The organism is Kitasatospora sp. NPDC089509, assembly GCF_044749365.1.
Taxonomy (GTDB): Bacteria; Actinomycetota; Actinomycetes; order Streptomycetales; family Streptomycetaceae; genus Kitasatospora.
Map to the genome: position 1 here is coordinate 1 of NZ_JBIVHS010000023.1, position 16,028 is coordinate 16,028.

The 16,028-nt window shown below is 74.6% G+C and carries 13 protein-coding genes; 9 read left to right on the forward strand and 4 right to left on the reverse strand.

All coding sequences use genetic code 11. From position 1 onward, the window contains the following. Positions 1–336: 336 nt before the first annotated feature. Positions 337–2,712, reverse strand: a complete 2,376-nt coding sequence (locus ACIP4P_RS34255; protein ID WP_400925197.1) for a SulP family inorganic anion transporter — start codon at positions 2,710–2,712, stop codon at positions 337–339. Between the two features lie 517 nt (positions 2,713–3,229). After that, positions 3,230–4,249 carry an ATP-binding protein gene (locus ACIP4P_RS34260; RefSeq protein WP_400925199.1) on the reverse strand — a complete coding sequence of 340 codons (1,020 nt, stop codon included), beginning with the start codon at positions 4,247–4,249 and terminating at the stop codon, positions 3,230–3,232. A 217-nt stretch (positions 4,250–4,466) separates the two neighbouring features. Here ACIP4P_RS34260 and ACIP4P_RS34265 point away from each other — a divergent pair, with 217 nt between their 5' ends. Beyond that, entirely contained in the window at positions 4,467–5,357 is an 891-nt protein-coding gene (locus ACIP4P_RS34265) for an oxidoreductase (protein WP_350516054.1), read from the forward strand. Positions 5,358–5,758: 401 nt separating this feature from the next. On the opposite strand, the gene ACIP4P_RS34270 is transcribed toward ACIP4P_RS34265, so the two are convergent. Further along, entirely contained in the window at positions 5,759–6,556 is a 798-nt protein-coding gene (locus ACIP4P_RS34270) for an HAD-IB family hydrolase (RefSeq protein WP_350516099.1), read from the reverse strand. Between the two features lie 831 nt (positions 6,557–7,387). Here ACIP4P_RS34270 and ssd point away from each other — a divergent pair. The 8 genes from ssd (at position 7,388) to ACIP4P_RS34310 (ending at position 13,496) form a co-directional block, all read left to right on the forward strand. After that, complete coding sequence (ssd, locus tag ACIP4P_RS34275; RefSeq protein WP_350516055.1) at positions 7,388–8,512, forward strand: septum site-determining protein Ssd; 1,125 nt, start codon at positions 7,388–7,390, stop codon at positions 8,510–8,512. Then, positions 8,512–9,849 (forward strand): TadA family conjugal transfer-associated ATPase, encoded by a 1,338-nt coding sequence (locus ACIP4P_RS34280; protein WP_400925202.1) that lies wholly within the window; start codon positions 8,512–8,514, stop codon positions 9,847–9,849. The genes ssd and ACIP4P_RS34280 overlap by 1 nt, the downstream gene beginning before the upstream one ends. Further along, complete coding sequence (locus ACIP4P_RS34285) at positions 9,846–10,052, forward strand: hypothetical protein (RefSeq protein WP_400925204.1); 207 nt, start codon at positions 9,846–9,848, stop codon at positions 10,050–10,052. The genes ACIP4P_RS34280 and ACIP4P_RS34285 overlap by 4 nt, the downstream gene beginning before the upstream one ends. Position 10,053: 1 nt before the next feature. After that, the gene (locus tag ACIP4P_RS34290; protein ID WP_400925206.1) at positions 10,054–11,073 is read left to right on the forward strand and encodes a type II secretion system F family protein; all 1,020 of its coding nucleotides are present in this window, start codon (positions 10,054–10,056) and stop codon (positions 11,071–11,073) included. Positions 11,074–11,300: 227 nt separating this feature from the next. Further along, on the forward strand, positions 11,301–11,897 hold the full coding sequence (locus ACIP4P_RS34295; RefSeq protein WP_400925208.1) for a type II secretion system F family protein: 597 nt from the start codon (positions 11,301–11,303) through the stop codon (positions 11,895–11,897). Positions 11,898–12,032: 135 nt separating this feature from the next. Then, complete coding sequence (locus ACIP4P_RS34300; protein ID WP_400925210.1) at positions 12,033–12,305, forward strand: DUF4244 domain-containing protein; 273 nt, start codon at positions 12,033–12,035, stop codon at positions 12,303–12,305. Beyond that, entirely contained in the window at positions 12,295–12,840 is a 546-nt protein-coding gene (locus ACIP4P_RS34305) for a TadE family type IV pilus minor pilin (RefSeq protein WP_400925212.1), read from the forward strand. Before ACIP4P_RS34300 ends, ACIP4P_RS34305 begins: the two co-directional genes overlap by 11 nt. A 32-nt stretch (positions 12,841–12,872) precedes the next feature. Continuing rightward, on the forward strand, positions 12,873–13,496 hold the full coding sequence (locus tag ACIP4P_RS34310) for an Rv3654c family TadE-like protein (RefSeq protein ID WP_400925422.1): 624 nt from the start codon (positions 12,873–12,875) through the stop codon (positions 13,494–13,496). Here the strand turns inward: ACIP4P_RS34310 and ACIP4P_RS34315 are convergent. Beyond that, positions 13,491–15,854, reverse strand: a complete 2,364-nt coding sequence (locus tag ACIP4P_RS34315) for a DEAD/DEAH box helicase (protein WP_400925214.1) — start codon at positions 15,852–15,854, stop codon at positions 13,491–13,493. The genes ACIP4P_RS34310 and ACIP4P_RS34315 overlap by 6 nt on opposite strands. Between the last annotated feature and the right edge of the window lie 174 nt (positions 15,855–16,028).

Sequence of the window (16,028 nt, forward strand, 5' to 3'; positions counted from 1 at the left end):
GGCCGCGGTGACGTTGGCGGCTGCGGCGAGCTCTGCCGGCGGGGCGAAACGCCGCTCCTCCTTGAGCAGGTTGGCCAGGCTCTCGTTGCTCAACGCGCACTCCTCATCGAGTTCATGATCTGGGGCGATCCCGTGCGTGGGGATTGTCCCGTGTGTCCCAGCGCACAAGCTCACCAGGCGAACGGGCCAGTTGACAAGAGGCTCCTTGGAATTGGTGTAGACCTTTGACCGATCGTCGAACGACCGACCGCGCAGCCCGCCGATCGGGACGGCAGGCCGCGCGGTGGCCGGTGGGCCCGTGCCCCGGCCCGCCCGGCGGAGACACGGACCCGGCTCTCAGGCGGCCAGCTGGGGGCCCTCCTCGCCGCCGTCGACCGAAACCCGGCTGTCGTTTCTCACCCGTTCGGCCGAATCGTCGTCAGGTCGGCCGGTGGCGCGGGCCTCGACCGGGCTGAACGTCCCGGCGGCGCGGTCGAGGACGTAGGCCTGGGCGGTGGCGAAGTCGAAGTACATCCCGACCAGCCGTAGGCTGCCCTCCTCGACCCGGCGCTCCACCGCCGGGTTCGCCATCAGCTGATCCAACTGCTGGACCACGTTGGTGATGCAGAGCTGCTCCGCCAGGTCGACCACCGGCCGGTCGGCGAACTCGGCCGGGGCCCGTCGGAGCCGGTCCAGCGAGCCGCGGCCGTTGCGCAGCCAGCGGGTCAGCGGGGTGGGCGGCCCGGGGCGCTCGTGCACCCCCTCCAGCAGGGCCTTCATCGCGCCGCAGCCGGAGTGGCCGCAGACCGTGATCGAGCGGACCTCCAGCGCCTCGACCGCGTACTGCACCGCGGCGGCCACGGAGTCGTCGGCCGCACCGGGCTCGAACGGGGCCGGCACCAGGTTGCCCACGTTCCGGACGGTGAAGAGGTCACCCGGGCCGCTGTTGGTGATCATGCTGGTCACCATCCGGGAGTCCGCACAGGTCAGGAAGAGCTGGGAGGGCGACTGCCCCTCCCGCGCCAGCCGGGCGAGCTCGGGCCTGATCAGCGGGGCGGTGTGCTGCTGGAACACCCGGACGCCGTCCAGCAGCCGGCCGTGCGGATCCTCCTGCTGCTCGATGCAGTGGTGACCGACCCAGGGCGTCCAGGCCCGGCAGCGGTGGGGGGCCGGCGAGCTGCCGGCGCGCACGGTGCCGTCGGGGTCGAGCACCTCGTCGTCCTGGCGCCGGGTCACCAACGAGACCCGCCCGCCCGCGGCCTGGTGCCCCGTCCGCCAGTCGTGCAGCGTTTCGTAGGCCGCGTGGTCCAGGAAGGAGCCGTCGTGCACCACGGTGACCTCGGCGCCCGCCGGGATCCCGGTCAGCGCCCGGCTCAGCCGGGGGACGGCGGTGAAGGTGAGCGGCCCGTGGGTCTGGACGGTGACCGAGCCGTCGGGGCCGGTCTCGACGTCCACGTGGGCGCGGGTCAGCCGGTACAGCGCGAGCAGCACGGCGGTGCCGGCGCCGAGGCCGACCCCCCACAGCACCCCGAAGGCCACCACGGCGAGCAGGGTGGTCAGGTAGACCGGGAACTCGCGGTGCCGGTGCACGTTGCGGATGTGCGCGAAGCTCACCATCTGCAGGCCGACCACCAGCACCAGCGCGGCCAGCGCGGCGAGCGGGATCCGGCGCAGTCCGCCGGTCAGCGCCAGCGCGGCGACGAGCACCCAGACGCCGTGCAGCACCGAGGCCCACCTGGTCTGCCCGCCGGCCCGGATGTTGGCGGTGCTGCGGACGGCGCCGCCGGCGATCGGCAGTCCGCCGACCAGCCCGCTGACCAGGTTGGCGAGGCCCTGCCCGCGCAGCTCGCGGTCGAGGTCACCGGTGCGCTGGGACATCCGGTCCACCGCCACGGCGGACAGCAGCGACTCCACGCTCGCGACGGCGGTGACGGTGAGGACGGCGGCGAGCACCCCCGCGAGCGGACCGTGCGGCAGCGCGGGCACGAGCGAACTCGGCTGCCAGGCGGGCAGTTCGATGTGGGCGAGCCGGAGGTCCAGGGCGAGGGCGAGCAGGGTCGCGACGGCCACCGCCACCAGCGGGCCGGGCACCTTGGCCAGTCGGGCGCCGAACTCGCCCGCGCGGCCGGGGAGTCGGCCGAGCCGGGACCAGCCCAGCAGCACGGCCACGGTCACCGTGCCGGCCAGCAGCGCGGGTGGGTGCGGACCGGCCAACTGCCCCGGCAGCGCGAGGATGTTGGCGATCGCCGAGCTCTGCGGGGAGCCGCCGAGGACGACGTGCAGCTGTGCGATGGCGATGGTGAGCCCGACCCCGGCCAGCATGCCGTGCACGATCGCGGGCGAGACCGCGAGTGCCGTCCGGGCCACCCGGCGTGCACCGAGCAGGAGTTGGAGCAGCCCGGCGGCGGCGGTGACGGCGCAGGTGGCCCGCCAGCCGTACTGGGCGATCAGCCCGGCGGTGATCACGGTCAGTGCGGCGGACGGGCCGCTGACCAGGAGCGGGGTGCCGCCGAACAGCCCGACCACGATGCCGCCGACGGCCGCGGCGGCCAGACCGGCGGTGAACGGGGCGCCGGTGGCGAGCGCGATGCCGAGGGAGAACGGCACGGCGATCAGGAAGACCACCAGGGAGGCGGAGAGGTCCCACCCCCAGCGGGCCCGGGCACTGGGGCCCGGTGGCGCGTGGTCGGTGGTGTCGGAGGCGATGGGTGCGCTGGAGATGTCGAGGGTCATGGTCTTCCCGTCTGTCCGGGGGAACGAACGCAGTCAGGTCCGGCGGTGAGTCCGGGGTGGGGCTCGGGGGCGGATCGGCTGTCGTGGGTCGCGACGGTGTGGCGGGATGGCGTGGGCGCGGCGGGGGAGTGCGGGTGTCACCGGCCGGCGTCGACCATCTGGACCCGCCGAGGGCCAAGGCGAGGTGCGGGATTCTCACCGTGGGCCGTTGGGGCGGGTCATCAAGATTCGGTAAACCGAGAGTAATGAAAGCTTTGCACAACGTCGCTCCCGGAGGGAAGCGGAATATCCCGGGTTCACCCCATTGGGTGGTGTTCGAACCGACGGGAATCTGCTGGTGGGCGCGGTTCGGGGCGATGCGGCCGGGGCTCGGGGGCGATCCGGCCGGGGGTCGGGCGGTCGGGTCGGGGGCCGGGCGGTCGGGTCGGGCCGACACGGCGAACGGGCCGCGGCCTTCCCCGGGGTGAGGGGGAGGCCGCGGCCCGTCCGGTCCGTGGCGGTGCCGTCTGCGGAGGGGTCAGGCGGTGGCGCCCGCCGGGGTGGCCGGTGCGGCGGCGGGCGCGAACTCGCCGGGGAACCCGCCCAGGACGAAGTCCTCGTCCACCTGGGTCGCCAGGTCGATGCCGACCTTGGCGTTGGCCCAACTCTCCGCGTTGCGCCGGTGGAAGAGGACGGCCTGCTCGGTGTAGCGGTGCGCGTCGCGCAGCCCGTACGCCGTCTCGGCCTCGGCTCGCAGCTCCTCCAGCACGGCCCGGTTGGCCGGTTCCAGCGACTTCAGCGGCGGTTCGGCGCCCTGCTCCAGTCGGCGCACCCAGTCCGACTGCCCGAAGGTGGTGAGCAGGTCGTCGCCGACCTCGCGGCGCAGGAACGCCAGGTCGTCCGGGCCCTGCACCTTGTTGCCGATGACCCGCAGCTGCACCCCGAAGTCCCGGGCGTAGTCCCTGTACTGGCGGTAGACCGAGACGCCCTTGCGGGTCGGCTCGGCGACCAGGAAGGTCAGGTCGAAGCGGGTGAACAGGCCAGAGGCGAAGGAGTCCGAACCGGCCGTCATGTCGGTGACCAGGTACTCCTCCGGCCCGTCCAGCAGGTGGTTGAGCAGCAGCTCCACGGCGCCGACCTTGGAGTGGTAGCAGGCCACCCCGAGGTCCTCCTCGGTGAACGCGCCGGTCGCCAGCAGTCGGACCGAGCCCTCGTCGAGTGCGATCGGGCGGGCGCAGGCGGCGTAGACCGGGTTCTCCTCGACGATCCGCAGCAGGCGCGAACCACGGCCGGGCGGCGTGGTTTTGATCATCTCGTCGGCCGAACGGATCAGCGGGTTGCTGCCGCGCAGGTACTCCTTGATCTCCGGCAGGTGCGCGCCCAGCGAGGGCAGCTCGGCCGCCTGGGCGTCCGTCAGGCCGAGGGCGGGGCCGAGGTGCTGGTTGATGTCGGCGTCGACGGCGATGACCGGTCGGCCGATGGCGGCCAGGTGGCGGATGAACAGTGCGGACAGCGTGGTCTTCCCGCTGCCGCCCTTGCCGACGAAGGCGATCTTCATCTGGGGCTCCGGCTCTCGCTCTGGGCCCTGGGGAGGGGCCGCGTGCTCGGGGCGCGCGTGCGGGGGCGCCCCTAAGTGGAAATCGTTATCGTCTCCGATAGTGGTCATGCTAGCCGGGGTTTGGGTCCCGCCGGGGGAGGGAAGAGAGGATTGCCTCTAACGGGTGATGCGGGGTTGCTGTTCCGGGAGGGGCCGGCTGTTCATTACTCTCGGGTAGGTGAGCACTGGAACAGATCCCCTCGCCCCGTTGGCCCAGCTCCCCGGGGTGCCCGACGCCGTGGCCGAGGTGCGCAAGGCCGTCGACCGGCTCTACGGCCACCGGGTGATGCGTCGCCGCGCGGCCGAGGTCACCTCCGAGTCCGCGCTGCGCGGCGCCCGTGCCTCGGCGGCCGTGGCCGGGGCGAACTGGCCGCTGGAGGAGGTCCGGCGGCGCACCGACTTCAGTGCCGACGCCGAGGCCCGTACGGTCGGTGCGGCCCTGCGGATCGCCGCCGAGGCGGGCCAGCTGCTCAGCGTCTGGCGGCACTCGCCGCTCCAGGTGCTGGCCCGGCTGCACCTGCTCGCGGTCGGTGACGCCGACCCGGCCGCCGGTCGGCCGCGCCGGGCCGGGGAGCGCGCCGAGGAACTGTTCCCGCTGGACCTCGAACCGGTGGAGAGCGTCGAGGTCGAGGCCGTCGTCGGACCGCTGCCGGTGCTGCCGCCGGCGCCGGACGCGGAGGAGGTCGCGGCCCGGCTGGACCAGCTCTCCCGGCTGCTGGTGGCCCGTGCGGAGGGCCACGGCGTGGGCACGCCGGCCCTGGTGGTCGCCTCGGTGGTGCACGGCGAGCTGCTCGCCCTGCGGCCGTTCGGCAGCCACAACGGGCTGATCGCGCGGGCCGCCCAGCGGATCGTGCTGATCGCCGAGGGCCTCGACCCGAAGTCGATCTGCCCCGCCGAGGTCGGCCTGGCCGAACTGGGCACCGACGCCTACCGGGTCGCCCTCGCCGGCTACCTGGCCGGTACCGCCGAGGGGATGGCCGCCTGGATCGCCCACTGCGGGCGGGCGCTGCGGCTCGGGGTCCGGGAGAGCACGGCGGTCTGCGAGGCGATGCAGCGCGGGATGGCCTGACCTGGGTCGGCCGGAACGGAACGGGCCCGGACGGCCCGCACGGAACGGGCCGGAAAAGCGAGATGCGGCGGCACCTGATCCTGCTGGGTGCCGCCGCTGGTGCAGATACCGGGTGACCAAGCATGCACCGGAAGTGCCGATCAGACGGGGATCCTGCCCGTTCGTCTGGTCCGGCGGCCCGACAGCGGGTCGGCTGCATGTGGGTGCTCGGATATCTGTACACGCGGTCCGTGGGGCCTGAACTGCGTTGTCGGTTTGACCTCTTCGGTCCTGACCGGGTCTCGCGGGCCGTTGCTTCATTTGTATCGCGTTTCGCCCGAAAGGGGAACCCGAAACGAGAAGTCTGTGTCGATTGCCCGTTTTGCGGGCTTTCGTGCTAGTCGGTGCCCGGGGTGGGTGCCTCAGGCGGCGGGCCGGCGGCGCCGGGCCAGGTACCAGATGACCCCGGCGGTCACCGCGGCCGTCCCGACCGCCACGGCGGTCAGCACCGAACCGCTCGGCGCGGAGAACTCGGGCAGCCGCCGTCGCAGTTGCACCGGCCGGTCGAAGACCAGCACCGGCCACTCCCGGGCCTGCGCCTCCTTGCGCAGCGCGCGGTCCGGGTTGACGGCGGAGGGGTGGCCGACCGCCTCCAGCAGCGGCAGGTCGGTCGAGGAGTCGCTGTACGCGTAGGACGCGGCCAGGTCGTAGCCCTCGGTGCGGGCCAACTCCCGGATGGCGGCGGCCTTGTTCTCCGCGTAGGCGTAGTACTCGATCTCGCCGGTGTAGCAGCCGTCCTCGACCCGCAGCCGGGTGGCGATCACGTGGTCCGCGCCGAGGAGTTCGCCGATCGGCTCGACCACCTCGGAGCCGGAGCTGCTGACGATCACCACGTCCCGGCCGGCCGCGTGGTGCTGCTCGATCAGTGAGGCGGCCTCGTCGTAGATGATCGGGTCGATCAGGTTGTGCAGCGTCTCGGCGACGATCTCCCGGACCTGCTGGACGTTCCAGCCCCGGGTGAGCGCGGAGAGGTACTCGCGCATCTTCTCCATCTGGTCGTGGTCCGCGCCGCCGACCAGGAAGACGAACTGGGCGTACGCGCTGCGCAGCACGGCCCGACGGTTGATCAGGCCGCCCTGGTAGAACGGGCGGCTGAAGGCCAGCGCGCTCGATTTGGCGATGATGGTCTTGTCGAGGTCGAAGAAGGCGGCGGTGCGCAGTCCGTTCGGCCGGGGGCGGGCGGGTGCGCCCTGCTCCTCGGGCCCGGTGCGGTCGCCCTGGGACTCGTCGGCGTGGTCGTCGGCGTTCTCGGTGGTGTCCACGGGAACCGAGGATAGAGGGAGCCACAAAACACCCCGCCATTCGGCGTACTCGTGGGCGTGCGGGTTTGTGTTTCTGGCCGCTCGGGTACACCATGGAAGTCACGGATCGTTCGCGACCGTGCTAACCCGGTCCGGCTCCTCCCCCCCGAGTCGGGCTGTGGATAGACGACCCCCGCTCTCCCCCCCGGCGGGGGTCGTCGCACGTCCGGGGCCATTTTCAGGGCTTGAAGGCCCTCTGCGGGGGCTTCCGCGAGGGTCTCGCCGACGGTCTACAGGTGGTGTCGACGGCTCCGTCCGTCCACCACCTTTCGTCACTCTGCGTTGCCATTTGCTCATGACGCGCACGGCGCGCGCGGCTGGATCCGACCCGGTCCGCGGAGCCGTCCCGGCGGGGTGCGGAACAGGCCGAGCGGGGGTGCGGGGGCGGTGGTCGGTCGAGCGTCGACGGACGGCCGGTTCATCTCGGTGACCCCCTTCCGTCAATTCTTCGCCGATTAGCCCCCCGCCCGGGTGAACGTTTTCATCCACAACCCCCGAGTTATCCACAGGCAATCGGAACCCGGATGACGGAATCCGGATCTCCCCCCACCGTGATGGTCGGCGGCGGTCGCCGGGCAAGGGCCTCATCCCCCTTCCTCTCCCAGAGGTCTGCCTGGCGGCCGTCCGCCGGAACCGTCCGACGCGCGCCGCGGCCGCCCAGGTGGCCGACGGCGCAGAGGGGAGCACACCATGTCGACGCCGATCGCCGACCACATCACCACCGAAGGCCCCGCGGCCGCCGGGCCGCTCGTCGTCACCGGGGACGAGGGCCTGGCCGAGCACCTGCTGCGGGTCTGCGCGGCAGCCGGCGCCGAGCCGAGGTTGATCAGGGGCGCGCCGCCGCCCCGCGAGCTGTGGGAGGGCGCCCCGCTGGTCCTGGTCGGGGACGACCGGGCGGAGCACTGCGCCGGACTGGGCAGGCGTGCCGGGGTGCTGCTGCTCGGGCTGGACCTCGACGACCCCGGCGTGTGGGTCAGAGCGGTCCAACTCGGCGCCGAGCACGTGCTGTTCCTGCCCGACGCCGAGGCCTGGCTGCTGGACCGGATCGCCGACGCCGCCGAGGGCGTCGGCTCCCCGGCCCTCACCGTCGCCGTACTCGGCGGCCGGGGCGGGGCCGGGGCCTCGACCCTGGCCTGCGCCCTCGCGGTCACGGCCGCGCGGACGGGGCGGCGGACGGTGCTCCTCGACGGCGACCCGCTGGGCGGGGGCCTGGACATCCTGCTCGGCGGCGAGACGGCCCGCGGGCTGCGCTGGCCCGACCTCGCCGGGTCGCGCGGGCGGGTCAACGGGGCCGAACTGATCCGGGCGCTGCCGGCCCTGAAACGGCTCCCCGCGCTGTCCTGCCTGTCCTGGGACCGCGGCGACACCCTGGCGGTGCCCCCGGAGGCCATGCGCAGCGTGCTGGCCGCCTCCCGCCGCCGCGGCGGGTTGGTGGTGGTCGACGTGCCGCGCCAACTGGACGCGGCCGCCGGGCAGGCGCTGGAGCAGTCCGACCTGGCCCTGCTGGTCGTCCCGGCCGAGCTGCGGGCGGTGGCGGCCGCCGACCGGGTCGCGGCGGCGGCCCGGATGCGGCTCGGGGACGTCCGGGCGGTGGTCCGGCCACTGCGGGCCGGCGGGCTCCCGGCGCCCCGGATCGCCCGCGGGCTACGGCTGGAGCTGGCCGGGGAGTTGGAACCGGAACCGGGCCTCGCCGAGGACGTCGAGAAGGGCGTCCCGCCCGGTACGCGGGACGGCGGTCCGCTCGCGCGCTTCTGCGCGACCTTCCTGAACGAGGTGCTGCCGCCGGTGTCGGCGGTCGGAGGAGGTGCTTACTGATGGTCCGTCTGCGTAGAACGGGAATGCGGGGCGGTGCGCCGGGCCCGGGCGACGGTGCGCGGGAGCACCGGCTGCTCAGGAGCGTGCCGCCGCCCGGCGGGCAGACGCAGGCCGGGCACGAGCCCTGTCCGTACGGCCGGACGGCCCGCGAGGAGCGGGCGGCGGAGCTGGTGGACGCGGTCCGGCTGCGACTGGCCGAGTCGGGGGCGGCTCCGACGGCGGGCTCGGTCGCGGCGGTGCTGCGGGCCACCCGGCCGCCGCTCGGCGGGGACGAGGTGCTGGACACCGTGCGCTCGCTGCGCGCCGAACTGGTGGGTGCGGGCCCGCTGGAGCGGCTGCTGGCGGCGCCCGACGTCACGGACGTACTGGTGAACGGTCCGGAGGAGGTGTGGGTCGACCGTGGCGGCGGCCTGCACCGGGCCACCGGGGTCCGGTTCACGGATGCCGACGCGGTGCGGCGGCTGGCCCACCGGCTGGCCACCGCGGCCGGGCGGAGGCTGGACGACGCCCGGCCCTGGGTGGACGCACGGTTGCCGGACGGCACCAGGCTGCACGCAGTGCTGCCGCCGATCGCGGCGGGCTGCACGCACATCTCGCTGCGGGTGTGTCGGCCCAGGCCTTTCACGCTCGGAGAGTTGACGGCGGGCGGCGCGCTGCCGCCGGAGGGTGCCGAGCTGCTGGCCGGCATCGTACGGGCGCGGCTCTCGCTGCTGGTCTCGGGTGGGACGGGCTCCGGCAAGACCACCCTGCTCGCGGCCCTGCTCGGCCTGGTCGGGCCGGACGAACGGATCGTGATCGCCGAGGACTCCGCCGAGCTGCGGCCGGCCCACCCGCACGTGGTCCGGTTGCAGAGCAGGCCGCCGAACCAGGAGGGGCTGGGCGAGTTCACCCTTCGGGACCTCGTCCGGCAGGCCCTGCGGATGCGGCCGGACCGGCTGGTGATCGGCGAGGTGCGCGGGGCCGAGGTGTCGGACCTGCTGGCCGCGCTCAACACCGGGCACGAGGGCGGCTGCGGCACCGTCCACGCCAACACGGCGGCGGACGTGCCGGTCCGGCTGGAGGCACTGGGCTCGCTCGCGGGGCTCGACCGGCCTGCTCTGCACAGCCAACTGCGGGCCGCGCTGGACGTGGTGGTGCACCTGGTCCGGGATCCGGGCTCGGGGCGTCGCCGGGTGGCGGAGATCCACACGCTGACCGGGGACGGCGCCGGGATGGCGGTGACCACTCCGGCGGTGGAGTTCCCTGCAGCGGGCGGTCTGGTCCCCGGCGCGGGCTGGGAGCGGCTGGTCGGGCTGCTCGCCGCGCGCGGGGTGGTGCTCGGGGCGGGGGCGCCATGAGCGCGGTGGCGGTCGCGGTGGCGGTGTCGGCCGGGTTGGCGGTGGTGGTGTCCGTGCTGCCGCTGGCGACGGCGGGCCAGGCGGCACGGGAGTTGAGGTTGGTGGAGATCGGGTTCGTGCTGCTGCTGGCCGGGTGTGCGGCGGGTGCGGTGGCACTGCTCGGGGTGTGGGACCGAAAGGGACGAGGGCGTGGAGGTGGATGACATGACGCAGAGTCAGATCGTGCTCGGTTGGGCGGTGGTGCTGTGTCTGCTGACCGTCGCCGGATGGCGGGCCGTTCAGGAACAGCTGCCGGGTGGGCGTCGCTGCAGGCTGGTGGTGGCGGGCAGCGGGCCCCCGGTGGTTGGGGCGGGGTCGGAGGTGGTGTGGCGGGCGAGGCGCCGGATCCGGGAGTTGCTGGCGCCCGAACTGCTGGCTCTTCCCGCGGGGTTGGTCGTCGGGCAGGCCACCGCTTCGCCGGTGCCGGTGCTCGCGGGCCTGCTGGCCGTCCTGCCGCTTCGGCGGTGGCGGCTCCGGCGGCGCCTGGCCGTGGAGGCCGGGCAGCGGGCCGGCGCCGTACTGGAACTCTGTGCCGCTCTGGCAGCGGAGTTGCGCAGCGGCTCGACACCCGAGCAGGCCCTGCACCTGGTGACCGCGCGGCTCGCCGCGGATCCGGACGGGTTGCGCCGGCTCGGGGCGGAGCCGGTGGCCCGGCTGGCGGCGGGGCGCTACGGCGGGGACGTCCCCGGCGCGCTGTACCTGCTGGCCGAACTGCCCGGCGGCAGTGGGGCGGCGGCGGTCGCGGCCTGCTGGCGGGTCGCCTCCGACGGCGGGTCGGGCTTGGCCGCCGCGCTGGACCGGGTCGCGGAGGCGCTGCGCGGTGAGCGGGCGCTGGCGGAGGAGATCGCCGGGGAGTTGGCCGGGCCGCGTACGACGATCGCGGTCCTGGCCGCTCTGCCGGGCGCGGGGCTGCTCCTGGGCGGGGCGCTCGGGGCCCGCCCGCTGGAGGTCCTGCTGCACACCTCGGCCGGGCTCGGCTGCCTCGGGGTGGGAGCGGCCCTGGAGGGGCTGGGAGTGCTCTGGACGGCCCGGATCGTCCGGGGAGCGGCTCGGGGCGCGCTGGAGGCTCCTCGGGGCTTCGGCGGCCTTTCCGGCGGGGGTGTCGAAGGGCCGGGCGGGAGCGAGGGCGGTCGGCGGGGCCTCCGGTGGGCGCGGGGGGTCGGCGTCGGAGCGGGGGTGGGGTGATGCGGGGCGTCGAGTGGGTGCCGGTCGGCTTGCTGTCGACGGTGGCGCCGGTGCTGGTGGCGCCGGTGCTGGTGGCGGCGGCAGTGGGGGCGTGGCGCAGGGTCGGGCGGCGGGTGTCCCCCTGGGGGCGGGCTCGCTTCCGGTCACGGGCACGCCCACGGGCGCAGGAATCGGCGCGGGGGAGGCGTCGGTGGGGGGCCTCGGGTGCCGGGCTTCGGCGAAGCGCGGTGACCGCGGTCGGCGTGGGGCTGGCCGTGGCGGTGCTGGTCGGCGGAGGCGTCGGGGTGGCGGCCGGGGCGCTGGCGGCGGTGGGCTTCCATCGGTGGTCGGCCCGGGCTCGGTCGCCGACGGACCGCCGTGCGGCACTGGCGGAGGAGCTGCTGATCAGGCAACTCCCTTTGGGTGCTGAGCTGTTGGCAGCCTGCCTCGGGGCCGCGGCGCTGCCCTCGGTGGCGGTGGTGGCGGTGGGCCGGAGCGTGGGCGCACCGCTGGGGCCGAGGTTGGTGGCGATCGGGGCCGAACTGGCCCTGGGCGCACCGCCGGAGCTGTGCTGGACCAGGTTGGGCGAGCAGCATCCGTCGCTGGCACCGCTGGCGCGCTGCCTGGTTCGGGCGAGCCTCGGCGGGGCTCCCGTGGCCGGTCCGCTGATCGGGCTGGCCCAGGCCCAGCGGACGGCCGCCGCCCGGGCGGCCCACACCCGGGTCCGTCGGGCCGCGGTGCTCGCCACCGCGCCGCTCGGGCTCTGCTTCCTCCCGGCGTTCGTCCTGATCGGGGTGGTGCCGGTGGTGATCGGCCTCACCAGCCTTTTCACGCAGGCGAGGTGAGTGGGCGTCTGAGCAGCCGGTGGGGGAGACGGAGGAGCCAGAACAGGTCCGATGGGCTTCGAAGAAGTCCAGGGCCGACCGGAGATGACCAGGAAAGACCAGTAGCGACCAGAAGAGATCGGACAGGAGAGAACCATGACTGCAGTGATCGCGATCAGGCCGTGCATCGGTTACCCGCAAGGGCAGTTGGCCGGGGCGTGGCGACGGAAGGGCCTCAGGGCCGTGGGCCGGGCGCGCACGGTGGTGCGGCGCCGGGGCCGGTCGGACGCGGGGATGACGACGGCCGAATACGCCGTCGGAACGCTGGCGGCGTGTGCCCTTGCCGCCGGGCTGTACAAGGTGGTGACCAGCGAGGCCATCACCGGGGCGCTGACCTCGATGCTGGAGCGGGCGCTCCATGCGACGTAGCGCGCGGCCGAGCTCCGGCTTCCGGATCCGTGCCGCAGGGGTTCGGCCCGCCGCCTCGCTCTGTGGGAGTACCGGCGGTGCCGCGCCCGACTCCCGGGAGGTCGAGGGGAGTTCGGAGGCGGAGCACGGCCGGGAGGTCCGGCGGCCGGCGCGGCGCGGGGATGCGGGCTTCGTCACGGCGGAGACGGCAGTGGTGCTGCCCGCGCTCGTGCTGCTGGCGGCGATGCTGATCTGGGCCGTGCTCGCGGCGGCCGCGCAGATCGCCTGCGTGGACGCGGCGCGGATCGGCGCCAGGGCGGCCGCGCGCGGGGAGCCGGATGCCGTCGAGCTCGCCAGGGCGGCGGCTCCGCCAGGAGCACGGGTGAGGATGGCGGTCGCGGCGGACACGGTGCGGATCGACGTGGACGCCCCCTGCGCGGCTCCGGGCCGGCTGGGCGGCCTGCTCGCGGTGCGGGTCGGTGCGACGGCCGTGGCCGCGCGGGAGGACGTGCTGGGCGGCATCACGGAGGGAGGTGGTAGCTCATGGCCCACCTGAGCGGCGCTCGGGTCCGTACCGCTCGGGTCGTGATGCCCGGACGGCCCCGTCGGCCTCGTCGGCCCGGTCGGTTTGGCTGGCCCGGTCGGCGGGGTGGGCGCGGCGAGCCCTGCGAGCCCGGGGCGGGGTACGGGCCGGATGCCGGTTCGGCGACGGTCTGGCTGCTCGCCCTGGCGATGCTGGGCACGGTGGTCTTCGCCGCGACGATCGCGGTTGGCGCGGTGGTGACCGCCCGGCACCGGGCCGAGTCGGCCGCCGATCTGGCGGCCCTCGCGGCCGCGGACCGGCTGCTGCTGGACCCGGACGGCGGCTGCGGTCGGGCCGCCGGGGTCGCCATGGCACAGGGGGCCGGTCTGGTGTCCTGCGCGGTGGACCGCTCGGCGGACGCCGTCGAGGTGGTGGCCGAGGTGCCGGTGGGCCGGATCCCGCTGCGACTGCCGGTCGGTCCGGCGCGGGCGAGGGCCCGGGCCGGACCGATCCGGGCCCCGGCCACCACGGCCGAGGACGGTTCCGCCGAGGTGCGAGGCGGGGGTGCCACGGCTGGCGCCACGGCGCCGGCGGCCGAGGGCTCGGCGGTCGTCACGGAGTCGGGGTTCGTCGCGGTCGCGGCGGGCCTCAGAACGGCGGCGGGCCTCAGGAAGGAGGTGGTCTCATGAGGCGCCCGGTGCTCCACCGGCCGACTCGGCGGCGGAGTCCGCCGCAGGTGCCCCGGCCAGCAGGACGTCCAGCAGCTGGACGGCGGCCGCCTTGTCCAGCGGGTCGTTCCCGTTGCCGCACTTGGGCGACTGGACGCAGGACGGGCAGCCGCGCTCGCACTCGCAGGCGGCGATCGCGGCCCGGGTGGCGGTCAACCACTGGACGGCTCGCTGGAATCCGTGTTCGGCGAAGCCGGCCCCGCCCGGGTGGCCGTCGTAGACGAACACCGTGGGCAGCCCGGTGTCGGGGTGCAGCGGGACGGAGACGCCGCCGATGTCCCAGCGGTCGCAGGTGGCGAACAGCGGGAGCAGGCCGATCGAGGCGTGCTCGGCGGCGTGGGCGGCACCGGGCAGCTGGTCGAGCGGGAGGTCGGCGTCGAGCAGTTGGTCCTCGGTGACGGACCACCAGACCGCGCGGGTACGCAGGGTGCGGGGCGGGAGGTCGAGCTTGCTCTCGCCCATGATCTCCCCGGTGGAGATCCGCTTCCGGAGGTAGCCGACCACCTGGTTGACCACCTCCACCGAGCCGAAGCTGAGCCGGCCCTCGCCCCAGTGGACGGTGGTGTCGGTGTCGAGGACGGAGATGGAGGTGATGTCACGGGCCGCCGTGGTGTACGGCGGGTCGGCCGGTTCGACCAGGGCGACCGAGTCCTCCAGGTCGAGCTCCCGGACCAGGTAGGTGCGGCCCTGGTGGAGGTGGACGGCCCCGGTGTGGACGGTGGTGTGGGCGGCCGCGGCGTCCACCGTGCCGAGCAGCCGGCCGGTGTCGGCCTCGACGATCTGCACCGGGCTGCCGCCGCTGCCCCGCAGGTCGACGGCGTCGGCGGCACGCTCCCGGCGGGTCCAGTACCAGGAGCCGTCGGAGCGCCGGCGCAGCAGACCACGCCGTTCCAGCACCGGCAGCAACGGTGCGGTGGAGGGGCCGAACAGCTCCAGGTCGGCGTCGGTGAGCGGGAGTTCGGCCGCGGCCGCGCACAGGTGCGGGGCGAGCACGTGCGGGTTGTCGGGGTCGAGCACGGTGGCCTCGACCGGGGTCGCGAACAGCGCCTCCGGATGGTGCACCAGGTAGGTGTCCAGCGGGTCGTCCCGGGCGATCAGGACGGCCAGCGCGCCCTGGGCCTCGCGGCCCGCCCGGCCCGCCTGCTGCCACAGCGAGGCCCGGGTGCCGGGATAGCCGGCCATCAGGACGGCGTCGAGTCCGGAGATGTCGACGCCGAGTTCGAGAGCGGAGGTGGAGGCGAGTCCGAGCAGTCGGCCGGAGTGCAGATCGCGTTCCAGGGCCCGGCGTTCGTCGGCGAGGTAGCCGCCGCGGTAGGCGGCCACCCGGTCGGCGAGCGGACGGCCGAGTTGGTCCTGGGCCTGCAGGGCGACGAGTTCGGCGGCCCGGCGGGAGCGGACGAACACGACCGTCCGGGTCTGCCGTTCGACCAGATCGGTCAGCAGGTGCGCGGCCTCGGCGGTGGCGGTGCGGCGCACCGGGGCCCCGTGCTCGCCGACGTTCTCGGTCAGCGGTGGCTCCCAGAGGCCGAAGACCATCGGCCCGCGCGGCGAGGCGTCCTCGGTGACGGCCACGGCGGGCAGGCCGGTCAGCCGCCGGGCGGTGGCGGCCGGGTCGGCGGTGGTGGCGGAGGCGAGCAGGAAGGTGGGTGACGAACCGTAACGGGCACAGAGGCGGCGCAGCCGCCGCAGCACCTGGGCGACGTGCGAGCCGAACACGCCCCGGTAGCTGTGGCACTCGTCGACGACCACGTAGCGCAGCACCTTGAGGAAGGAGGACCAACGGGCGTGCGCGGGCAGGATGCCGCGGTGCAGCATGTCCGGGTTGGTGAGCACGTAGGAGGCGTACTGGCGGACCCACTCGCGCTCCTCCGGCGGGGTGTCGCCGTCGTACAGGGCGGCCCGGACCCTCGGCGGGGCGAGTTCGGCGGCGCGCCGGCGCTGGTCGGCGGCGAGCGCCTTGGTCGGGGCCAGGTAGAGCGCGGTGGCGCCGCGGCCGTTGCGGGCCTCGGTGCCCTCCAGCAGGTCGCTGAGCACCGGTGCCAGGTAGCCCAGCGACTTGCCCGAGGCGGTGCCTGTGGCGATCACCACAGTCTGGCCGCTTTTGGCCAGGTTCATCGCTTCTGCCTGGTGCGCCCAGGGCTGTTCCACTCCGACGTCCAGGGCCGAGGCGACGATCTCCGGTCGGATCGAGTCGGGCCACGGTGAATAACGCGCAGGTCGGGCGGGAAGGTGCTCCGTATGGGTGAGCCGGTCGGCCCGCCCCCGACTGGTGGACAGGGTCGTGAGCAGTGCCTCGGGCAGGCTGTGTCGGGGCGGCATGAGGACCCAGTGTGTCACCGGCGTGACGCAGAATCGTCGTAAGCCATCGTGCGGGCATGGTCGCAGGTGGTTGAATGTGGCCGTGACGGCCGTACGGCCGTGGGTCGCAGCGCTGAGGCTTGCCACGCGTTGGCTTGGCGCGTCCGGGCTCGCGACCATGCGGTGGCGGCCGTC